19 protein-coding genes are annotated in these 20,982 nt (G+C 53.6%); 12 read left to right on the forward strand and 7 right to left on the reverse strand.

The genetic code is table 11. From position 1 onward, the window contains the following. Positions 1-544: 544 nt before the first annotated feature. Positions 545-940, reverse strand: a complete 396-nt coding sequence (locus G5574_RS14865; protein ID WP_033738988.1) for a transposase — start codon at positions 938-940, stop codon at positions 545-547. A 523-nt stretch (positions 941-1,463) separates the two neighbouring features. Here G5574_RS14865 and G5574_RS14870 point away from each other — a divergent pair. Next, the gene (locus tag G5574_RS14870; RefSeq protein WP_033738990.1) at positions 1,464-2,720 is read left to right on the forward strand and encodes an oligosaccharide flippase family protein; all 1,257 of its coding nucleotides are present in this window, start codon (positions 1,464-1,466) and stop codon (positions 2,718-2,720) included. Between the two features lie 8 nt (positions 2,721-2,728). Further along, on the forward strand, positions 2,729-3,679 hold the full coding sequence (locus G5574_RS14875; RefSeq protein ID WP_039339061.1) for an ATP-grasp fold amidoligase family protein: 951 nt from the start codon (positions 2,729-2,731) through the stop codon (positions 3,677-3,679). A 52-nt stretch (positions 3,680-3,731) separates the two neighbouring features. Here the strand turns inward: G5574_RS14875 and G5574_RS14880 are convergent, their stop codons facing one another. Next, positions 3,732-4,013 carry a YjcB family protein gene (locus G5574_RS14880; protein WP_006121568.1) on the reverse strand — a complete coding sequence of 94 codons (282 nt, stop codon included), beginning with the start codon at positions 4,011-4,013 and terminating at the stop codon, positions 3,732-3,734. A 244-nt stretch (positions 4,014-4,257) separates the two neighbouring features. Then, on the reverse strand, positions 4,258-4,683 hold the full coding sequence (soxS, locus tag G5574_RS14885) for a superoxide response transcriptional regulator SoxS (protein WP_006121570.1): 426 nt from the start codon (positions 4,681-4,683) through the stop codon (positions 4,258-4,260). Between the two features lie 155 nt (positions 4,684-4,838). Here soxS and soxR point away from each other — a divergent pair, with 155 nt between their 5' ends. The 4 genes from soxR to G5574_RS14905 all read left to right on the forward strand — a co-directional run bounded on the left by soxR (position 4,839) and on the right by G5574_RS14905 (position 9,521). Further along, positions 4,839-5,324, forward strand: coding sequence for a redox-sensitive transcriptional activator SoxR (gene soxR / locus G5574_RS14890; RefSeq protein ID WP_006121571.1), 486 nt, complete (start codon positions 4,839-4,841; stop codon positions 5,322-5,324). A gap of 39 nt (positions 5,325-5,363) precedes the next feature. Further along, positions 5,364-6,029: a glutathione S-transferase family protein gene (locus tag G5574_RS14895; RefSeq protein WP_033738991.1), complete on the forward strand. Its 666-nt coding sequence runs from the start codon at positions 5,364-5,366 to the stop codon at positions 6,027-6,029. Positions 6,030-6,374: 345 nt separating this feature from the next. Further along, positions 6,375-7,724 (forward strand): NCS2 family permease, encoded by a 1,350-nt coding sequence (locus G5574_RS14900; RefSeq protein ID WP_033738992.1) that lies wholly within the window; start codon positions 6,375-6,377, stop codon positions 7,722-7,724. A gap of 144 nt (positions 7,725-7,868) precedes the next feature. Continuing rightward, positions 7,869-9,521 (forward strand): Na+/H+ antiporter, encoded by a 1,653-nt coding sequence (locus tag G5574_RS14905; RefSeq protein WP_033738994.1) that lies wholly within the window; start codon positions 7,869-7,871, stop codon positions 9,519-9,521. A 58-nt stretch (positions 9,522-9,579) separates the two neighbouring features. Here the strand turns inward: G5574_RS14905 and G5574_RS14910 are convergent, their stop codons facing one another. Further along, on the reverse strand, positions 9,580-10,482 hold the full coding sequence (locus tag G5574_RS14910; RefSeq protein WP_164482797.1) for a LysR family transcriptional regulator: 903 nt from the start codon (positions 10,480-10,482) through the stop codon (positions 9,580-9,582). A gap of 101 nt (positions 10,483-10,583) precedes the next feature. On the opposite strand from G5574_RS14910, the gene G5574_RS14915 reads away from it, so the two are divergent. From G5574_RS14915 to G5574_RS14925, 3 genes are all read left to right on the forward strand, one after another. Beyond that, the gene (locus tag G5574_RS14915) at positions 10,584-11,009 is read left to right on the forward strand and encodes a CidA/LrgA family protein (protein ID WP_039339056.1); all 426 of its coding nucleotides are present in this window, start codon (positions 10,584-10,586) and stop codon (positions 11,007-11,009) included. Then, entirely contained in the window at positions 11,002-11,697 is a 696-nt protein-coding gene (locus G5574_RS14920) for an LrgB family protein (RefSeq protein WP_033738999.1), read from the forward strand. Before G5574_RS14915 ends, G5574_RS14920 begins: the two co-directional genes overlap by 8 nt. Before the next feature lie 164 nt (positions 11,698-11,861). Then, positions 11,862-12,407: a YfaZ family outer membrane protein gene (locus G5574_RS14925; protein WP_006121584.1), complete on the forward strand. Its 546-nt coding sequence runs from the start codon at positions 11,862-11,864 to the stop codon at positions 12,405-12,407. Between the two features lie 67 nt (positions 12,408-12,474). Here the strand turns inward: G5574_RS14925 and actP are convergent, their stop codons facing one another. The 3 genes from actP to acs form a co-directional block, all read right to left on the reverse strand. After that, positions 12,475-14,130, reverse strand: coding sequence for a cation/acetate symporter ActP (gene actP / locus G5574_RS14930; RefSeq protein ID WP_369974375.1), 1,656 nt, complete (start codon positions 14,128-14,130; stop codon positions 12,475-12,477). Continuing rightward, a complete protein-coding gene (locus tag G5574_RS14935; RefSeq protein WP_054688417.1) occupies positions 14,127-14,456 on the reverse strand; it encodes a DUF485 domain-containing protein in 330 nt (109 codons plus the stop codon). The genes actP and G5574_RS14935 overlap by 4 nt, the downstream gene beginning before the upstream one ends. A gap of 133 nt (positions 14,457-14,589) precedes the next feature. Continuing rightward, positions 14,590-16,545 (reverse strand): acetate--CoA ligase, encoded by a 1,956-nt coding sequence (gene acs, locus G5574_RS14940; protein WP_039339051.1) that lies wholly within the window; start codon positions 16,543-16,545, stop codon positions 14,590-14,592. A 583-nt stretch (positions 16,546-17,128) separates the two neighbouring features. On the opposite strand from acs, the gene gltP reads away from it, so the two are divergent. The 3 genes from gltP to murP all read left to right on the forward strand — a co-directional run bounded on the left by gltP (position 17,129) and on the right by murP (position 20,926). Then, positions 17,129-18,430 carry a glutamate/aspartate:proton symporter GltP gene (gltP, locus tag G5574_RS14945; protein WP_006121589.1) on the forward strand — a complete coding sequence of 434 codons (1,302 nt, stop codon included), beginning with the start codon at positions 17,129-17,131 and terminating at the stop codon, positions 18,428-18,430. Positions 18,431-18,590: 160 nt separating this feature from the next. Further along, complete coding sequence (murQ, locus tag G5574_RS14950) at positions 18,591-19,502, forward strand: N-acetylmuramic acid 6-phosphate etherase (protein WP_039339122.1); 912 nt, start codon at positions 18,591-18,593, stop codon at positions 19,500-19,502. Beyond that, positions 19,502-20,926 carry a PTS N-acetylmuramic acid transporter subunit IIBC gene (gene murP, locus G5574_RS14955; RefSeq protein WP_164482798.1) on the forward strand — a complete coding sequence of 475 codons (1,425 nt, stop codon included), beginning with the start codon at positions 19,502-19,504 and terminating at the stop codon, positions 20,924-20,926. The genes murQ and murP overlap by 1 nt, the downstream gene beginning before the upstream one ends. The last annotated feature ends 56 nt before the right edge of the window (positions 20,927-20,982 follow it).

Consider the following 20,982-nt stretch of genomic DNA (forward strand, 5'->3'; position numbering starts at 1 on the left):
AATTTCAGCAGAATCAGACTGCGCTTCGCTTATATTTACTGTTTAACAGCAGACATCAATAGCAGGCAGAAATAGTTATCAATTGTGTGCTACCGGATGAAAGTGTTAAGTATCAATAAACTGTTAATCTGAGATTATTCTGGGCCATTTTTATCTTTTTATGCGATTACGCATAATCCGACGATCGGCAAAACATTTCTCAGGACCAGTCGGTGCTAAGGAAATGTACGGAGAAATCAAAATATGATTACTGGGATTAAACGAAAAAGTGGAACAGCGGCAGTTTCTTTTAGACGAGCTAATGAAAAAAAAGGAAGGTCCAGTCTCACCGAAATGAGACTGGGGGGATAAAAGTGGTGTAGATTGAGAGACTTTTGCTGTTGTAAATCAATTTTACCGCAAAAAAGGAAGCGTAACCGCAAATCCATTCATTAATTACGGACTGGGCGAGGCGCGCCATCCTAATGTCCTGTTAAATGCTCTTCATCTCTTCTGGTAAGAACAAATCTCAGCGAGGTAGCTATCAAAAGCAATGCTCTCAGTATTAACGGTTTTCTGATCCCGTTGGGTAATGGTAAACACTACGGCTAATATCCAGCAAACGGCAGCTGCGGCGCGTGCCGACATCGAATGTGTCCTGCAGGAAGTTGACGGCCTGACGCTTCTCGTGCGTAGTAAAGAAGTTCTTCAGAACGCTTTGCAGCATCTCCTTGTCGGAATGAAGTGCGTGCAGTTCGCGCGTCAGTAACTGAACCTTTTCTTCCAGCTCCTTGATTTTTCTGCCTTCTTCCGAGGCTAACCCAGAAAACTTCTTCTTCCAGCTATAGAAGGTTGCCTCAGAGATGCCAAGCTCTTCACAAATCTCTTTAACCTTAACGCCCGATTCAGAAGCTTTAATGGCATTTGTGATTTGATCTTCGCTATATCGTGACTTTCTCATAAATGCTCTTACCTTTCTTATCAATTAATGGATGAGGATTACTTTATTAACCTTTGGTACTGTAAAAGTGTGTGGAATGCCGTGTTTAAATACGGACGTTAAATTACGTGGGTTAAATTAAGATATTTAGAATAAATATCATCATGGGATAAATCTTATTTTATTCTGATCGGGATGCCGCGCCTTCCTGGTATGGGTTTTTTGATATAAATTCATCGCACCCCAAAGATAAAAAATGACTGTAATTTGGCTGGTTGACGCCTCCGCATCCGTTTTATTCAGGAATGACGGTTTTTGTTAACATTAATGATTTCATTTTGAAATCGTTTCCAGTAGTCGGCATTCGTGCCAGATATAATCAGAATTCTCCTGAATTCTTTCATTAAAATATAATCGGATTCTCATTTTCGAGCCGGGTTGGCTTGATGATTATCATTTCGCTTTGAAATTTAAGCGCTTATTAATTCGCCCACGGATGGGCGTGCCGAAGCGGTAGATGTTGAGTATTACTAAGGAACAGTCGATGAAATTTAGCGTAATGTCTAATGCCGCCTGGATGATGTCTGAAAAGATTATCTCCGTCTTTGGCGTCATTTTCGTGACGTCTTACGTGGCTAAGTCCTTTGGCCCAACCCTATTTGGGCAGATGGCGTTTTCAACATCGTTATTTGCCATGGTGCAAACCATAGCCCTATTTGGCACTGAAACTATTTTGTTTAAACGTGTCAGCAAAAATGCCACCAAAGGTTTGCGCTTAATGCGTATTGCACGTACTTTGCGTATGGTTTTATTACTTATTACCTCGGCACCAGTGTTAATTTGGGTCTGGTACAACATGCAGGAAAATTTCCTGGCATTTGCACTGGCTTCATTTGTTGCCTCTGTTTTTGTCACGCAGGATACGTTTAGCGTTTATAACAATGCACGTCTGGCATCAAAGCTGAATACCGTGGCGAATGCCGTCGGCATGCTGGTGAGTTTTGCGTTGAGTTTCACTATTGCCTGGCTACGCCTGAATCCGCTGTGGCTGACATTGTCAGTTATCACGGTAACGCTGGTGCCGTATGTCATTAAACGCTACTGCTTTTACCAGCAGCATCAGGAGCAATTTCCCCCGCGGGAAACACGCACCCTGTATTTGCGTTATCTGCTATATGCGGGCTTGCCATTGGCCATTTCCAGCATTTTTATTTCTGTCCAGGTCAAAACCGCGCAGATGTTTTTGGCCGGCATCGCCTCGGCGCGCGAGCTGGGTTTATTCGCTGCTGCCAATACGATTGCCGCATCCTGGATTTTTATTCCCGTGGCGCTGATTACCTCCTGTTTCAGCGAGATTTTTCGTGCGCGTGGAGACGAAGCCGTCAGGCTGACGGCCCGGCTCAATGGCTACGTGATGGCCGTGTCGCTGTTGATGTTGTTTATCGTCGCGTTGTGGGGTGAGCACATTATTGTGGCGTTATATGGCCCGGCCTACAGGCAGTCAGGCAACCTCATCACGCTGTTATCCCTGGCGACCAGTTTTTCGGCAATGGGAACCGTCGCGTACCGTTTTATGGTGAAAGAAGGGGGCTTTGATTATTTACTGAAGAAAATCATTTGTCTGGTGCTCATCAGCATCCCGCTTTCCTGGTGGCTAATTCAGGGCTACGGCATCATGGGGGCCGCCTGGAGCGTTTTTCTGTCTGAGCTCCTGTCCCTCACCGTCATGAATTACTTCTTTAAACGCGGCGTGATTCAAAAAATTCAGGTTTCCTCACTTAACTACAAAACCTACAAATGAGGTCAAATATGCTCAGGTTGAAGCAAGAGCTCAGAAGAAGTTTGCAGTACTTTATTAAGAAGATGCCCTGGACTTATCAGGATCGTATTTATTACTTCCGCAAGTTCAGAAAGCTCCCGAATCTGCGTGAGCCCAAGGTCTTCAACGAAAAAGTGCTGTATCGCAAGTTTATCCATGGTGATTACCAGCTGTATGCGCGCCTGTCCGATAAGTATTCGGTGCGCGACTATATTGCGGAAAAGATTGGTAATGACTATCTGATTCCGTTGCTCCACGACACCACCGATCCCACCACGTTGAATGATCTTACGCGCTGGCAGGGCACGGTTATCAAACCGAATCATGCTTCAAACATGGTAGAGATCGTGCTGGAAGAACCGGATGCGCTTCGTAAGCAGCAAATCATTCATAACTGCTATTCGTGGTTAAAAACCGATTTCGCCAACGAAGCGCGTGAGATCCACTATCGCTATATCAAGCCACGTATTCTGGTTGAGCAGTATATTGGTGACGGTAAAAGCGCGCCGGTTGATTACAAGTTTCATATGTTCAATAAGCGCGATGGCAATTTTGAGTATGTTCTTCAGGTCATCTACAACCGCTGTCAGCCTCAGCTTTCGATGAATTTTTACGTTAATAACCTCTCCGAGGCTTACCATAAAATTCGCGATACCGGCCTGGATGTTTCCCCGATCATGCCCTCACTGGAGCGGGCACTAGCCCTGAGCAAAACGCTGGCCAGTGACTTTGACTACGTGCGAGTCGACTGGTATATCCACGACCAGCACATCTATTTTGGTGAACTGACGTTTACGCCTGGCGCAGGCATGGTAACCGGACTGGATCGTGGCTTAGACAAAATGATGGGTGAAATGTGGATTCAGGAACGTCGCGGAACGCAGAGACCGGACGTTGACGTACAGGATGTCGCCATTCCTGTCATGTTGAAGAAAATTTGACTTTACACAGCAATATAAAAAACCCCGCTTTGCGGGGTTTTTTATTGGTCATTCAGGGCATTGGCCAGTTCGCAGGCGCACGGCTCATCATGTCAATGAACACTTCTTTAGAGACGCTCAAAAAATGGTGCACGTTTTCCATGCTTAGCGTGATGCCCATTAAACCGGTCACAAACCAGCACGACAGACCAACGCCCACGCCGCCACAGAGAAAGGCCATGACATGATGGCTGTCCTGGCGAAGGCGGGTTTTCAGTGTACTGGCGAAAAACATCATTACAGCGCTCAGCAATTCCCAGCGCATAACAAGAAAACTGGTGGTTAGGGTAGCCATCAATTTTGACCTCAAAATCGGAAAGGACGCCTGACTGTCTGCGAACATCACGTCGGCGGAAAAGTCTGTCAGGTGGGGCTCTTTCGTCGGCAACAAACGTCATAATGTGATGTGGGTCACATTATATCATCTGGTTCTCAATTTTTGTACAGAATTTGTTTGATTTGTCAGCGCAGTGTCAAGCCAGCGGAAGGGTAAAAAAGAGGGGATAAAGCCGTGCGCCCGATCGGGCGCACGCGGGCTGTTAATTAAGCGGACAACATTCACCCGTTGTACGCTGCGTAAAGCTGCTCATCGTTTCCCCACAGTCAAAGCTCAGCAGGCGTGGACGCTGAACCGCCTGGCGACGCATATAGTGACGATACGCCGTAGGCGTCTGGGAAAACTGGCGGCGAAAGACCCGTGAGAAGGTCTGCTGCGAATCGTAGCCATACTGCATCGCAATATCGAATACCGGACGCTGCGTCTGACGCAGCGCTTCTGCGGCCAGCGTCAGCCGGCGTTCGCGGATATAACCACCCAACGTCTGTTTCGTTACGCTACGGAACATACGTTGCAGGTGCCATTTCGAATAACCGGACTTCGCGGCCACCTCATCGATTGACAGGCTTTTATCCAGGTTCTGGTCAATCCAGTGGGTCAGTGAATGAATGATCTCTTCTTGTATCATGGCCTCATCCTTCTGGTGAATGTCCCCGTCACCGTGCATGCCGCAGTTTGTGAGGCTGATAATCAGCCTGCAGGGGGCGTGACGTCGTCAGGGCGGGTGTTGTTCTGATGGGAAAGGAGTATAATTCCTCAAGTTAACTTGAGGTAAAGTGCCAGATGAAAAAAGATCGCAATTATCCAAAACCGGTGCTGACACCGGGGGAAGTCGCGCGGCGAAGCGGCGTGGCCGTGTCAGCGCTGCATTTTTATGAAAGCAAAGGGCTGATTTCCAGCACGCGCAATCCCGGCAATCAGCGGCGCTACAGCCGTGATGTCCTGCGCCGTGTGGCGATCATTAAAATTGCCCAGCGCATCGGCATTCCGCTCGCCAGCGTCAGCGACAGTCTGGAAAACATGCCTGCGGATAAACGCATGTCTGCGCAGGACTGGGGCAATCTGACGCAGCACTGGCGGGATGAACTGGATAAGCGCATCGAAACCCTGACGCGCCTGCGTAACGACCTGGATGGCTGCATTGGCTGCGGCTGTTTATCCATGCGTGACTGTCCGCTCCGTAACCCCGGCGATCGGCTGGGACAGCAGGGATCAGGTGCGGTCCTGCTGGATCCCGAGCAGGATGGTTCTCTGCACAAGGTGAAGTGACGTCTATACTGTCTGCATATTCATTCGCAGGGAATCATGATGATTACTGTTCACCATCTGGAACAATCTCGTTCGCACCGCGTGCTGTGGATGCTGGAAGAGCTGGAAGTGCCTTATCAGGTTAAACGTTACCAGCGTGAAGCCTCCATGCTGGCACCGGAAGCACTGAAAAAAGTGCATCCCTTAGGCAAATCGCCGGTTATCACAGATGGCAATCGGGTGGTGGCGGAGTCCGGGGCCATACTGGAATACCTCGAAGAAAAGTACGACAGCGAGAAGCGATTACAGCTTACCGACGAAGAGGCGCGCCTCCAGGCGCGTTACTGGCTACATTACGCTGAAGGTTCCCTGATGCCGCTGCTGGTCATGAAGCTGGTGTTTGGCCGGCTGGGCAGCGCGCCCGTGCCCTGGTTGCTCCGTCCCGTGGGTGCCGCGCTGGGGAAAGGCGTACAAAAAGCCTGGCTGGACAAACAGCTCCACGTCCACAGGCAAATGATTGAAGATCATCTCTCGGCCAATCCCTGGTTTGCCGGTCAACGATTCAGCATCGCCGATGTGCAAATGAGCTTTCCTGTTCTGGCGCTGAGCCAGCGCGCCGGCTTGCACAATGCGCCCGCCACGCAAAAATGGTTAACCACCGTTCAGCAGCGCGCCGCATGGCAACGGGCCATTCAGCAGGGCGGTGAACTCACTCTGCCGGGCTGAGGCGATGCGCTCTGATGACGCCGTCCGGCGTTATCTCTCTTCCACCAACATCCTCTTCCATCGACCGGCCACGCTGCCTGCAAGAATGTTACTGGCAGGTTTCCAGCACGTTCCTGATGTTACTAACCTGATCTTTATACGCAGTAATTCCCTCTGAACGGTTGAAAAGCGGCGGTTAAAGACCGGATAATCTGCCCCCTTCAGTCTGGTGGTGCTTGTTACACCCGTTCTGCGTGGCGAAGTAAACGTTTGCCTTTTGTCGGTTGCCCGTGGGTAAAGACATATTCAGGGAATGCAGAACGGTGACCGCGTGAATTACACAATAAAAATTTTTGAGGCTTAACTATGTCAATTGAATCACGCCCGACCAGTGGAAGACTGGATGCCTGGTTCGCCATTTCGGCCCGTGGCAGCAGCGTACGACAGGAAATCCTGGCCGGGCTGACGACCTTTCTTGCCATGGTCTATTCGGTGATCGTGGTCCCCGGTATGCTGGGTAAAGCGGGGTTCTCTCCTACGGCGGTGTTTGTTGCCACCTGCCTGGTGGCAAGCTTCGGGTCAATCCTGATAGGGCTGTGGGCCAATTTACCCATGGCGATTGGCTGTGCAATCTCGTTGACGGCCTTTACAGCGTTCAGTCTTGTACTGGGTCAGCACATCAGCGTGCCGGTCGCGCTTGGCGCTGTGTTCCTCATGGGGCTGCTGTTTACGCTGATTTCCACCACCGGGATTCGGGCCTGGATCTTACGTAATTTGCCGATGGGCGTCGCACACGGTACGGGCATCGGGATTGGCCTGTTTTTACTGCTGATTGCCGCTGACAACGTGGGGCTGGTGGTCAGAAACCCTGGCTCAGGTTTACCGGTGGCGTTGGGGCACTTTACCTCCTTCCCCGTCCTCATGTCTTTGCTGGGGCTAGCGGCGATTTTTGGTCTGGAGAAGCGCCGGGTGCCTGGCGGTATTTTGCTGACGGTCATCGTGATCTCTGCTCTCGGCCTGGCCTTCGATCCCGCCGTCCGCTGGCAAGGGCTGTTTGCGCTGCCGAGCCTGCGTGATGCGCAGGGGACATCGCTGTTTTTCAGCCTCGACATTATGGGCGCGTTGCAGCCTGCCGTCTTGCCCACCGTACTGGCGTTAGTGATGACGGCGGTATTTGATGCGACCGGCACGATTCGCGCCGTGGCCGGGCAGGCCAATTTACTCGATAAAGACGGGCAGATTATTAACGGCGGACGGGCACTGACCACGGATTCGCTGAGCAGCCTGTTTGCCGGACTGGTGGGCGCGTCGCCTGCCGCGGTATATATTGAATCGGCGGCCGGTACGGCGGCAGGCGGTAAAACCGGCCTGACGGCAATCGTCGTGGGTCTGCTGTTTCTGGTGATTCTGTTTATGTCTCCGCTGGCTTATCTGGTACCAACTTATGCGACGGCACCCGCCCTGATGTATGTCGGCCTGCTGATGCTGAGCAACGTCGCTAAAATTGACTTCGCCGACTTTGTCGATGCGATGTCGGGCCTGCTCACCGCAGTCATTATTGTCCTGACCTGTAACATTGTTACCGGCATCATGATCGGTTTTGCCACCCTGGTAGTTGGCCGACTGTTTGCCGGTGAATGGCGTAAGTTAAATATTGGCACGGTCGTGATTGCCGTTGCGCTGGTGGCTTTTTATGCCGGAGGCTGGGCGATCTGACTGTCTGACCGGACGTGCAGCCGTGCGTCCGGAATTTTCCGCTTTTTCCTCACCGAAGCACACGTAGCTTTTTCCGCGCTTGCCAGTTTGTTTTACACTTTATCTTCACGTTGATTCAAAGATAACAACCCGCCTAAGGAAAGCATGGAAATCTTTTTTACTATTTTGATCATGACGCTGGTGGTGTCGCTCTCTGGGGTCGCCGCGCGTATCTTGCCTTTTCAAATCCCGCTGCCGCTGGTGCAAATTGCCGTTGGTGCGCTGCTGGCCTGGCCCACGTTTGGGCTGCATGTGGATTTTGACCCGGAATTATTCCTCGTCCTGTTTATTCCGCCGCTGCTCTTTGCCGACGGCTGGAAAACACCGGTCAGCGAGTTTCTGCACTATGGCCGGGAAATCCTTGGCCTGGCGCTGGTACTGGTGTTGATCACCGTCGTCGGTATCGGCTACCTGATTTACTGGACCGTGCCGGGCATTCCGCTTATCCCTGCGTTTGCGCTGGCCGCCGTGCTCTCACCCACCGATGCCGTGGCCCTTTCTGGTATCGTCGGTGAAGGCCGCATTCCTAAGAAAATCATGGCGATTCTGCAGGGCGAAGCCTTGATGAACGATGCCTCTGGCCTGGTTTCACTGAAGTTCGCCGTCGCGGTCGCGATGGGCACCATGGTATTTAGCTGGGGCGGTGCCAGCGTAGAGTTCCTCAAGGTGGCGCTGGGCGGCCTGGTGGCTGGGGTTGCGGTCTGCTGGCTTTACGGGAAGTCGCTACGTGTGCTGAACCGCTGGAGCGGCAGTGATGACGCAGCCACACAAATTGTTCTGCTGTTACTGCTGCCTTTCGCCTCTTATCTGATTGCTGAGCACCTCGGCGTATCCGGGATCTTAGCCGCCGTCGCGGCCGGGATGACGATTACGCGCTCTGGCATTATTCGTCAGGCACCGCTGACGATGCGCCTGCGCGCCAACAGCGTCTGGCATATGCTGGAATTTGTGTTTAACGGCATGGTGTTCCTGATGCTGGGTCTGCAACTGCCCTCTATCCTGCAAAAATCCATCGCCGAGGCCAATGCGGATCCCAATGTGGATATCTGGATGATTTTTGCCGATATCGTGCTGGTCTATGCGGCGTTAATGGTGGTGCGCTTCGGCTGGTTGTGGATCATGCAGCGCTTCAGTAAACGGTTGCTGAAAAACAAGCCGTTAGTGTTCTCCTCGTACTCACTGCGTGAACTGTTAATCGCCTCCTTTGCGGGCGTGCGCGGTGCGATTACGCTGGCCGGTGTGCTGTCGATCCCGCTATTTCTGAGCAACGGCAATCCTTTCCCGGCCCGTTACGAACTGGTGTTTATCGCGACCGGGGTGATTCTGTTCTCCCTGCTGGTCGGCGTCATTATCCTGCCCGTCCTGTTGCGCGGCGTCGAAACACTGGATAAAAATGCGCATCGCCATGAAATACAGCATGCGAAGGCGGTAATGGCGGGGGCGGCGATTGAGAGTCTGCAAAAAATGGAAGCCAGGCTCGAAAAAGAAACCGATGAAAACATCGATCCAGAGCTGTTAAAAGAGGTAAGCCTGCGCGTGACCGGGAATCTGCGCCGTCGTGCTGAGGGCAAAAATGACCTTGAACATGCCCTGTTTGCCGAAAATCTGGAGCGCCGTTTCCGTCTGACCGCGCTCCGTGCCGAGCGCGCGGAGGTCTATCACCTGCGTGCCACCAAGGCGATTTCGAACGAGACCATGCAAAAATTGCTGCACGATCTGGATCTGCTGGAAGCGCTGTTAATCGAGAAAGAGGCGTAACTCGCCGCCGCTTTCGGGCCCAGCCTGCTTCGCCGTGCGGCGGTGAGCAGGCGGGGCATCAGACAGACAGGCGGGGTGCATCATCGGGCCAGTGGGCCCGGCAACAGGCGATCCAGGCCTGCGCACTGCGCGACAGATAACTTCCTTCCCGCCAAATCAGCCCCAGATGCCACTGAAGTTCAGACGCCAGCGGCAGCCACAGTAACGACTGCTTATCTAAACGCTGACAAATGGGTTCCGGCAGAATGGCCAGGCCCATCTCTGCCTGAACCATGGCGGCCAGAAAATCCCACTGCCCGCTTCGGACGGCAATCGTGGGCGTTATTCCCTGACGCTGAAACGCCTGCATCAACTGCCGGTTCAGTGAAAATTCTTCGTTAAAGATAAGCAGCGGATGCGACGCCAGCTCAGAGAGTGAAAGCCGGGTGCGACGTAGCCAGGGCGCCTTACGCGGCAGCAACACACAGAGCGGATGGCGCATAAGGGATAAGGTGGCGAGGGGCAGTTCGGGATCGACCGGGAGCGCCGTCAGGGCGATATCCAGTGTTCCGGCCAGCACGGCTTCCTGCACCGTCAGCCCGCCAAATTCAGCAATGTTGAGTTCCACGCCCGGATAGCGGCGGCGAAACGCGGAGACGGAACCGGCAATCTGCATGCCCACCATTGGGGGAATACCGAGGCGCAACTGGCCGGTTTTCAGATCGTTAATATCGCCTATCTCTGCCTCAAGCTGATGAAACTCTTGCAGAATCGCCAGACCGCGTTGGTAGACCGCCTGACCGCTGTCCGTCAGATGCAGGCGGCGACCATCACGCAGAAGTAAGGCACAGCCCAGTTCCTCTTCTAACTGGCGCACCATTTTGCTGATTGTCGGCTGCGTCACGAACAACGCCTGTGCAGCCCGGGTAAAGCTTTGTTGGCGGACGACCTCGGTAAAGTAACGCAGGGCGCGAACGTCCATAACTATTCCCTTTTGGCATGATTTGGATAATTTTAATTCATTTCTTTCACCCCATGCAGCAAATCTATACTGGACGCATTCATTCCAGAGGGGAAAGACAAATGGCACTGGCCTTGCGTCGCCTGAACGTCAGCCACATAAACCGGCTGAGCGTGCCGGTACAACTGGCGCTCTACATCTCGCTGTTTATCGCCAGCGAACAGTTGGTGAACTGGCTGCACTTGCCGCTGCCAGCCAACGTGGTAGGCATGCTCCTGCTGTTGTTGCTTATCGCGCTGCGTATTTTACCCCTGCGCTGGGTAAAGGCCGGGGCAAGCTGGTTGCTGGCAGAGATGCTACTGTTTTTTATCCCGGCGGTGGTTGCGGTCATCAACTACGCGGACCTGCTGCAGGTGGACGGCTGGCGAATTTTTCTGGTGATTGCGGTCAGTACCACGCTGGTGCTGGCGGCAACGGCGCTGGTTGTGGACCGGCTTTATCGGTTTGAAGTGGCGCGCGCGGCGCGTAAGAAGAACAACGATGCCTGATTTGCCGATCAGCCTCCTGTGCGCGGCCGCCACGTTAGTGATCTACTACGTGAATAAACGGCTGTATCGACGCTGGCCAACGCTGCTGCTGATGCCGTTGATCATGACGCCCATGATTCTGGTGCTGCTGTTGCTGGTCACCCATATCAGCTGGCAAAACTACATTGCCGAAAGTCACTGGTTGCTGTGGCTGTTGGGGCCCGCCACGCTGGCCTTTGCAGTGCCCGTGTACGAAAACATGGACGTGATAAAACGCCACTGGTTATCGCTCAGCGCCGGTGTGCTGACCGCCACCACGGTATCGGTGTGCAGCTCGGTGTGGCTGGCGCGTTTGCTGAGTTTGCCCGAAAGCCTGCAACGCAGCCTGGCGGTGCGCTCCATTACCACGCCTTTTGCCCTGGCGGCCGCCAAACCCATGGGCGCACAGCCCGATCTGGTGGCGCTGTTTGTGGTCATTACTGGCGTATTTGGCATGGCGGTCGGCGACGTCCTGTTTTTACGCATTGCTATCCAGCAAAGCGTGGCGAAAGGGGCTGGATTTGGGGCCGCCTCCCACGGTGCGGGCACCGCGCGGGCTTACCAGCTGGGCCAACAGGAAGGCGTCGTGTCCAGCCTGGTGATGATGTTATCCGGCGTGGTTACGGTGATTCTGGCACCGTTAATCGGGCACATTATGTGGGCACAGTAAGGCGGCAGACGGCACAACGGTGCCCGCCGTCACTGGCCAGCTGACAGACATGATTGTCATGAATGACATCACTTTTTACGTAAAGCTTTCCAAATAAAGTTGTCACCTCGTTTCAGACTGCTACCCTTGAGGCGGAATTATTGGACCCCTCATGGAGTAGAATCATGTTTAAACAACTTGTCACAGGAAGCGCGCTGAGCGTTATGTTGCTGAGCGGCGCTGCGCAGGCTATCGAAGGCAGCGTGGATGTGGGCGAGCACAGTACGAATCTCAATCTCGGACTGGGCACCACGTCACCGGGCCTGTTCCTGAATGGCAACTGGTTACGTAGCGATCATGACGGAAGCACCTACGGTGCAGGACTGGGTTACAACGTTGATGTTGGCGATTTGCGCCTGGCGCCAACCGCAAAGGCGATTTTTACCCATCCTGAAGACGGGAAAGACGGATTTGCGGTGGCGCTGGGCGGCAGCGCGCAGTACAACATCAACAGCATGTGGGGCTTATTCGGTCAGTACTATTACGCACCAGAAGGCCTGACTGACCACCTGGACAGCTATCAGGAGGCAAGCGGTGGTGTGAGCTTCACGCCTGTTTCTCTGCTTAACCTGCGCGTCGGTTATCAGTATATCGAGCTGAATAACAAAGGTGGCCGTAAAGATAACGTACTGGTCGACGGTCCGTACGTCGGCGCGTCACTGCGTTTCTGACAGCGGCCTGAGAAAAAGGGCAGCGACCTGGCGGTGGCTGCCCTTTTTTTATTGCAGGTTCTACAGATTAGTGCGCTTTACCCTGCTCAATACCTGAACCCGTCTGGGAACGAATAAACTGTGCCCGGAAACGGGAGCGTTCTTCAGCACCCTGCGGTGAATGGTCGGTAATGGAAAACAGCCAGGTGCCAATAAAGGCGATGGCAATGGAGAACAGCGCCGGATATTCATAAGGGTAAATGGGGGAAGCATGTCCCAGCACCTGTACCCAGACCGTGGGTCCCAGGATCATCAGCACCACTGCCGTGATCAGCCCCAGCCAGCCGCCCACCATCGCACCTCGTGTGGTGAGCTTTGACCAGTACATGGACAGCAGGATAATCGGGAAGTTACAGCTGGCCGCGATCGAGAAGGCCAGTCCCACCATAAACGCAATGTTCTGCTTCTCAAACAGAATGCCCAGCGCGATGGCTACTGCGCCCAGCACTAGCACCGTAATTTTCGATACCCGCAGTTCGTCGCGCTCGCTGGCCTGGCCTTTGCGGTAAACGCTGGCGTACAAATCATGCGACACCGCCGACGCGCCAGCCAGGGTCAGGCCCGCCACCACCGCCAGAATCGTGGCGAAAGCGACGGCGGAAATAAAACCCAGGAAGGTGCTGCCGCCCACGGCGTTAGCCAGATGCACTGCCGCCATATTGGTGCCGCCAATCAGCGCACCCGAAGCATCTTTAAAGGCCGGGTTAGCTCCGACCAGTAAAATGGCACCGAATCCGATGATAAAGGTCAGGAAATAGAAGTAACCCATAAAGCCGGTGGCCCAGAAAACGCTTTTACGCGCCTCTTTCGCATCGGCGACGGTAAAGAAACGCATCAGGATATGCGGTAAGCCCGCCGTTCCAAACATCAGCCCCAGCCCCAGCGACAGGGCAGAGATCGGGTCTTTAACCAGCCCGCCAGGCTGCATAATGGCCGCCCCTTTCGGGTGCACTGCCATCGCCTCAGTGAACAACGTATTAAAGCTGAAGCCGGTACTTTTCATCACCATAATCGCCATAAATGAGGCACCGAACAGCAGCAGAACGGCTTTGATGATCTGGACCCAGGTCGTCGCCAGCATCCCGCCAAACAGCACGTACAGCACCATCAAAATGCCCACCAGAATGACGGCGATATGATAGTTCAGACCAAACAGTAACTGAATCAGCTTACCGGCACCGACCATCTGCGCAATCAGGTAAAGCGCAACCACCACCAGTGAGCCGCAGGCGGACAGGGTGCGAATGGGCTTTTGTTTGAGGCGGTAAGAGGCAACATCGGCAAAGGTATACCGGCCCAGGTTACGCAGACGTTCAGCAATCAGGAACAGGATCATCGGCCAGCCGACCAGAAAACCGAGCGAATAGATTAAGCCGTCATAACCCGAGGTATAAACCAGCGCAGAAATCCCCAGAAAGGAGGCGGCAGACATAAAGTCACCGGCCATCGCCAGCCCATTCTGGAAGCCGGTAATATTGCCGCCCGCCGTATAATAATCGCTACGCGAGCGGGTTCGCTTTGACGCCCAGTAAGTAATACTCAGCGTCGCACCGACAAAAATGACAAACATCACAATGGCCTGATAATTAACGGCCTGCTTCTGCACCGCCCCGGTAATCGCATCGGCGGCCAGGGCGGAAAAGGGCAGGAGGGCGGCCAGCATCCACAGCATAAGACGCATCATGGTTTTACCTCGCTGAGGATAGCTTTTGTCAGGCGATCAAACTCGCCATTGGCGCGCCAGACATACACGCCGGTCAGTAAAAAGGAGATAACGATCAGGCCCACGCCAATCGGAATACCGCGCGTCACGTTGGTACCGGCATGCAGCGGCGTACCTAACCAGCCGGGAGCAAACGCAATCAGCAGAATAAAGCCGACATAGAGCACCAGCATGATTAGCGACAGCAGCAGGGCAAAGGACTGGCGCTTATGGACCAACTCCTGAAAGCGCGGATTCTTTTCAATTTGTTGGTAGATTCTTTCCTGTTCGGGCAGGGCATCATTCATCACATTATCTCCAGAAGCTTGCAGGCGTGGACCTCACGCAACGGCGTGAATGAGTTATATTTTTTGTGACTACAGAAACACACTACGTAGGGAAGCGGTGGCGGAAAGCCTGATGCTTTCCGCCGGCGTGGTATTACGGCAGGGTGATGGATTGTTTCTCTTCAAGCAGTTTCTCAACGACGCCAGGATCGGCCAGCGTGGAGGTATCGCCTAAATTACTGGTATCGCCTGCGGCAATCTTGCGCAGAATACGGCGCATGATTTTGCCGGAACGGGTTTTTGGCAGCGAATCCGTCCAGTGCAGTACATCAGGCGTGGCAATCGGGCCAATCTCTTTACGCACCCAGTTACGGACCTCGGTATAAAGCTCCGGTGAGGGCTCTTCCCCGTGATTCAGGGTGATATAGGCATAAATAGCCTGGCCCTTAATGCTGTGCGGAATACCTACCACGGCCGCTTCGGCAATTTTCGGATGCGACACCAGCGCGGATTCGATCTCGGCGGTGCCCAGGCGGTGCCCAGACACGTTCAGTACGTCATCCACACGGCCAGTAATCCAGTAGTAGCCGTCCTCATCACGTCGCGCGCCATCGCCGCTGAAATAGGCATTTTTAAAGGTCGAAAAGTAGGTCTGCTCGAAACGTTCATGATCGCCAAACAGCGTACGCGCCTGACCTGGCCAGGAATCCGTGATTACCAGATTACCTTCACAGGCGCCGTTCTGAGGATTGCCTTCGTTATCCACCAGGGCAGGCTGGACGCCGAAGAACGGCGTGGTCGCCGAGCCGGGTTTCAGCACGGTGGCACCCGGCAACGGCGTAATCATGAAACCGCCGGTCTCTGTCTGCCACCAGGTATCGACAATCGGACACCGGCTGTTGCCGATTTTTTTGTGATACCACTCCCAGGCTTCCGGGTTAATGGGCTCGCCCACTGAACCCATGATACGCAGGCTGCTACGGTCGGTGCCCTCAATCGCTTTATCCCCTTCCGCCATCAGCGCGCGGATAGCGGTAGGCGCGGTATACAACAGGGTCACCTTATGCTTATCAATCACCTGGCCCATGCGCGCTGGCGTCGGCCAGTTTGGCACGCCTTCAAACATCAGCGTCGTGGCCCCACAAGCCAGGGGACCATAGAGCAGATAGCTGTGGCCGGTGACCCAGCCCACGTCCGCCGTACACCAGTAAACGTCATCCTGATGATAATCAAAGACAAATTTAAAGGTCGTGGCGGCGTAAACCAGATAGCCCCCCGTGGTATGCAGTACGCCTTTAGGCTTACCGGTTGAACCGGAGGTGTAGAGAATAAACAGTGGATCTTCGGCCTGCATTTCGGCGGCAGAGTGGTTGGTGCTGGCGTTCTGCATCAGCTCATGCCAGTGCCGATCGCGTCCTTCAACCCAGCCGACATCTTTGCCGGTACGTTGAAAGACCACCACGTTTTTCACGCTGTTCACATTGGGATTTTTTAATGCATCATCCACATTTTTCTTCAGTGGAATCGTGCGGCCCGCACGTACGCCTTCGTCGGCTGTCACAATCAATGATGCGCTGGAGTCGATCACCCGGCCCGCGACGGCTTCCGGTGAGAAGCCGCCGAAAATGACGGAGTGCACCGCCCCGATGCGAGCACAGGCCAACATCGCGACGGCGGCCTCGGGCACCATGGGCATATAAATCGCCACGACGTCGCCTTTTTTGACGCCAAGCAGTTCCAGCACATTGGCAAAGCGGCATACATCAGCATGAAGCTGACGGAAGGTCAGGGTTTTGCTTTCACTGGCATCGTCGCCTTCCCAGATAATGGCGGGATGATCGCCCCGGGTAGCCAGATGGCGATCCAGGCAGTTGGCGGCCAGATTGAGCGTGCCGTCTTCATACCAACGAATTGAAATATTGCCTGGCGCAAATGAGGTGTTTTTGACTTTGCTGTAAGGTTTTATCCAGTCGAGGATTTTACCTTGTTCCCCCCAGAAGGTTTCTGGATCGGTAACAGACTGCTGGTACATCGCCTGATACTGTTCGGCCGTAATCAGCGCGGTTGCTGCGATATTTTCTGGAACAGGATAGTTATGATTTTGGCTCATGGCGATTCTCCTTGAAGATGTTAATCATATGTCAATCAATAGTTAAGTGAAGCAGAGCAACAAGATTTGTTTCTTTTTTGCGCCATAGATCACGCGTTAACCTTGTTGACATAAAAACGTCGCAAAAGAATGAAAAATGCGCTAACGCCATGCAAAGGATAGGGATTTAGATTGCAACATTTTGTGTCTTGCGCTGTTTAAAAAAGCAGCGAACGAACCGCGTAGTGTTTGCCCACAATCTGAATAGCTATGCGAAAACTTATCGAAAGTTTACTTTTCATAACAGCAGGTTAGGAATAAATAACCGCATCAGCATTTTATGCTTAAGAGATGGTTAAGTTTTAATCGAAGCCACCAAGGGTTGCATTTACTGCAGCGAAAATGGTACTTATCTCGCCCCTGATAATCAGGTATCAACTCAGACCGCGTCTGAAATGGGTTTAGAAATCATCGCATCGCAATGCGGGACGCTGTCTAAAACACCCTCTACTTTACCGGGCTTTTTGCTCACTTCCCTGTGTGTATTGTCTTCTGCACCTTCGCAGTAGAGAGAAACGGGTTTTGACTGAGGAAATTACGCGTTATGAAAGGTTTTAAAATCAGCCTTGCGTGGCAGATTCTGATAGCACTGGTGCTCGGCATCATCGTGGGTGCCGTATTGCATAATCAGCCAGATGATCGTGAATGGTTAGTCAATAATATTCTCAGCCCGGCGGGCGATATCTTTATTCACCTGATAAAGATGATTGTCGTGCCTATCGTGATTTCATCCCTGATTGTCGGTATAGCCGGTGTTGGTGATGCGAAAAAGCTGGGTCGTATTGGTCTCAAAACCATTGTGTACTTTGAAGTGATTACCACCGTTGCCATTGTGGTCGGGATTACCCTGGCAAATGTGTTTAAGCCCGGCACTGGCATTGATATGTCTACGCTGGCAACGGTGGACATCTCTAAATATGAAGCCACGACGGCGCAGGTACAGGAAGGGACGCACAGTCTGGTTGCGACCATCCTTTCTTTGATCCCGCAGAACATCTTTGCCGCGATGGCGAAGGGTGAAATGCTGCCGATTATTTTCTTCTCGGTCCTGTTTGGTCTGGGGCTGTCGGCCCTGCCCTCCGAACAGCGCGATCCGCTGGTCAACCTGTTCCGCGGCGTGTCTGAAACCATGTTTAAAGTGACGCATATGATCATGCGCTACGCGCCAGTGGGCGTGTTTGCTTTGATCGCCGTGACGATTGCTAACTTTGGTTTTGCCTCGCTGTGGCCACTCGCGAAGCTGGTGTTGCTGGTCTATGTCGCTATCCTGTTCTTTGCGTTTGTGGTGCTGGGGGCGGTAGCACGCTTCTGCAAACTGCGCATTACTACGCTGATGCGCATTTTAAAAGACGAGCTGATCCTGTCCTACTCGACCTCCAGTTCTGAAACCGTGCTGCCACGCATCATGGAGAAGATGGAAGCTTACGGTGCGCCAAAAGCCATCACCAGCTTTGTTGTGCCCACCGGCTACTCGTTTAACCTGGATGGTTCAACGTTATACCAAAGTATCGCCGCGATTTTCATCGCGCAGCTGTACGGTATCGACCTGTCACTGACTGATGAAATCATCCTGGTGCTGACGCTGATGGTGACCTCTAAAGGGATTGCAGGCGTGCCAGGCGTTTCGTTTGTCGTCCTGCTGGCGACGCTTGGCAGCGTCGGTATTCCGCTGGAAGGACTGGCGTTTATTGCTGGCGTTGACCGCATCATGGATATGGCCCGTACCGCGCTGAATGTCGTGGGTAACGCCCTGGCGGTGCTGGTGATTGCCCGCTGGGAAAACCAGTTCGATGCAGAGCAGGCGAAAGCGTATGAATTGCAGTTACGGACGCAAACCGCGCCTTAATGCGGATTAGCAAATCAAAGGCTCAACGATGGTTGGGCCTTTTTTTTATTCTGTCTGGCTGCACCGCTCACGGCGCCACAAAAAAACAGCTGGAAAGGATGAATTTTTCATTCGCTGTGTTAAAAATATCCAGAATAAATTATTCCTGTGGAGAACAAGCGTGAAAATCGATCTCAGTCAGATGGTCACGGAAGGGCGCAATCCGGCCAGCCTGAATATTGACGAAATGAGCACGGAAGCGATGCTTCGCGTCATTAATGATGAAGATAAAAAAGTTGCGCTGGCCGTTGAGGCTATTGTGCCGGCTATCGCCCGCGCTGTGGATATTATCTGCGCCGCCTTTCAGGCCGGTGGGCGACTGATATACGTGGGCGCGGGCACCTCCGGCCGCCTGGGGATCCTGGATGCAAGTGAATGCCCACCAACTTTTGGCACACCGCGTGAGCAGGTGACTGGGCTGATTGCCGGGGGCCATCAGGCCATTTTGCAGGCGGTGGAAAACGCTGAAGATAATGTGGCGCAAGGCGCGCAGGATCTGAAAGACATCCACTTCAGCCAGCAGGACGTGCTGGTGGGCATCGCCGCCAGTGGACGCACGCCTTATGTTCTGGGCGCGCTCGAGTACGCCCGGCAATGTGGGGCGACGACGGTTGCGCTGACCTGTAATCCGCACAGCAAAATGGCTGACGTCGCCGATATTGCCCTGACGCCCGTGGTCGGGCCTGAAGTGGTGACGGGGTCATCACGCATGAAGGCGGGGACCGCACAGAAGCTGGTCCTGAATATGCTGACGACCGGCGCGATGATTCGTACAGGCAAAGTCTTCGGCAATCTGATGGTGGACGTTGAAGCCACGAACCAGAAGCTGGTACAGCGCCAGGTCAATATTGTGATGCAGGCTACTGATTGTGACGAAGCCTGCGCCAGTGCCGCCCTGGCGGCCTGCGGCGGGCACTGCAAAACCGCCATTCTCATGGTGCTGGCGGAACTGAGTGCTGATGAGGCAAAAACGTTGCTGACCCAACATCAGGGCTTTATTCGTCGGGCGCTACAGGCTGCGGGAGCACGCTGATGGCGGACGTGACCGATGCACTTCTGCACGCTATCGTGCAGGCAGCAGGCGGCGCAGACAATATTGCCGTTTGCGGCCATTGTATGACCCGTTTACGCCTGACGCTGAAGCAGAATCAGGCTGACATCGCCCGGCTGAAAGGTTTGCCTGGCGTGCTGGGTGTCATCAAGGGTGACGATCAACTGCAGATCGTGCTCGGTCCCGGCAAGGCTCAAACGGCGGCGGAACGGATGCATTTGCTGCTTTCACAGGGTGCACCGAATCTGCAACAGGTGGCTGCGCAACAAAAACAGCAGATAAAGGCCAGACAGACCCGCGCGGTGCATCAGTTTCTGGCACGTTTCGCCACCCTTTTCACACCGCTCATCCCCGGCTTTATCGCCGCAGGTTTACTGCTGGGATTCGCCACGCTGATTGAGCAAAGCCTGCACCTCAGCACGCCGGGCGCACATCCTGCAGGCTTACTGCAGACCGTGGCCTATATGAAAGTGTTCAGTAAAGGGTTATTCACCTTTCTCAGCATCCTGATTGGCTATAACGCGCAAAAAGCCCTTGGTGGCACCGGCGTAAACGGGGCCATTATCGCCTCGCTGTTTCTTCTGGGCTATGTGCCCGATGCGAAGGTCGGCTATTACAGCGGCATGGACAGCTTTTTTGGTCTGGCTATCGATCCGCGTGGCAACATTATCGGTGTGCTGCTGGCCGCGATGTTTGGTGGCTGGCTGGAAAGGCAGTTGCGCAAGGTCATCCCGGATAACCTGGATATGATTCTTACCGCCCTGTTAACCTTATTAATCACGGGCGCGCTGACTTATCTGCTCATCATGCCGCTCGGCGGCGAGCTGTTTAAGGGAATGTCGTGGTTGTTTATCCACCTCAATAACAACCCCTTCGGCTGCGCCCTGCTGGCTGGGCTGTTTTTGATCGCCGTGATGTTTGGCATTCATCAGGGGTTTATTCCGGTCTATTTTGCGCTGATGGAAACCCAGGGATTTAATTCACTGTTCCCTGTTCTGGCTATGGCCGGTGCCGGTCAGGTGGGGGCCGCACTGGCGCTCTGGTGTAAAGCGGAAAAAGGCGCGTTGTTGCGCACCCAGATAAAAGGCGCCATCGTGCCCGGCTTGCTGGGCGTGGGTGAACCGCTGATTTATGGCGTCACGCTACCGCGGCTCAGACCCTTTATTACGGCCTGCGGCGGCGGGGCAGTGGGCGGATTTTTTATCGGTCTGGTGGCCTGGCTGGGGCTGCCGGTCGGCATGAATACGGTGTTTGGTCCTTCGGGTCTGGTCACGCTTCCGTTGATGACCTCGCATCAGGGCATTTTTGCTGGCATGGCCGTGTACCTGGGCGGTTTGATCGTGGCCTGGGTCAGTGGCTTTGTACTGACGTGGTGGTTTGGCTTACGGGATGTCGATTTAAGCTGAATCCATAAGGAATGCGCTATTAACCCGTCAAGCGGTACGGTAAGACGTTAGTCTCA

Source organism: Pantoea stewartii (assembly GCF_011044475.1).
Lineage (GTDB): Bacteria > Pseudomonadota > Gammaproteobacteria > Enterobacterales > Enterobacteriaceae > Pantoea > Pantoea stewartii.

Coding starts and splice junctions, on each gene's coding strand:
- G5574_RS14865 (WP_033738988.1), bottom strand. CDS start 940: ATGAGAAAGTCACGATATAGCGAAGATCAAATCACAAATGCCATTAAA.
- G5574_RS14870 (WP_033738990.1), top strand. CDS start 1,464: ATGAAATTTAGCGTAATGTCTAATGCCGCCTGGATGATGTCTGAAAAG.
- G5574_RS14875 (WP_039339061.1), top strand. CDS start 2,729: ATGCTCAGGTTGAAGCAAGAGCTCAGAAGAAGTTTGCAGTACTTTATT.
- G5574_RS14880 (WP_006121568.1), bottom strand. CDS start 4,013: ATGGCTACCCTAACCACCAGTTTTCTTGTTATGCGCTGGGAATTGCTG.
- soxS (WP_006121570.1), bottom strand. CDS start 4,683: ATGATACAAGAAGAGATCATTCATTCACTGACCCACTGGATTGACCAG.
- soxR (WP_006121571.1), top strand. CDS start 4,839: ATGAAAAAAGATCGCAATTATCCAAAACCGGTGCTGACACCGGGGGAA.
- G5574_RS14895 (WP_033738991.1), top strand. CDS start 5,364: ATGATTACTGTTCACCATCTGGAACAATCTCGTTCGCACCGCGTGCTG.
- G5574_RS14900 (WP_033738992.1), top strand. CDS start 6,375: ATGTCAATTGAATCACGCCCGACCAGTGGAAGACTGGATGCCTGGTTC.
- G5574_RS14905 (WP_033738994.1), top strand. CDS start 7,869: ATGGAAATCTTTTTTACTATTTTGATCATGACGCTGGTGGTGTCGCTC.
- G5574_RS14910 (WP_164482797.1), bottom strand. CDS start 10,482: ATGGACGTTCGCGCCCTGCGTTACTTTACCGAGGTCGTCCGCCAACAA.
- G5574_RS14915 (WP_039339056.1), top strand. CDS start 10,584: ATGGCACTGGCCTTGCGTCGCCTGAACGTCAGCCACATAAACCGGCTG.
- G5574_RS14920 (WP_033738999.1), top strand. CDS start 11,002: ATGCCTGATTTGCCGATCAGCCTCCTGTGCGCGGCCGCCACGTTAGTG.
- G5574_RS14925 (WP_006121584.1), top strand. CDS start 11,862: ATGTTTAAACAACTTGTCACAGGAAGCGCGCTGAGCGTTATGTTGCTG.
- actP (WP_369974375.1), bottom strand. CDS start 14,130: ATGATGCGTCTTATGCTGTGGATGCTGGCCGCCCTCCTGCCCTTTTCC.
- G5574_RS14935 (WP_054688417.1), bottom strand. CDS start 14,456: ATGAATGATGCCCTGCCCGAACAGGAAAGAATCTACCAACAAATTGAA.
- acs (WP_039339051.1), bottom strand. CDS start 16,545: ATGAGCCAAAATCATAACTATCCTGTTCCAGAAAATATCGCAGCAACC.
- gltP (WP_006121589.1), top strand. CDS start 17,129: ATGAAAGGTTTTAAAATCAGCCTTGCGTGGCAGATTCTGATAGCACTG.
- murP (WP_164482798.1), top strand. CDS start 19,502: ATGGCGGACGTGACCGATGCACTTCTGCACGCTATCGTGCAGGCAGCA.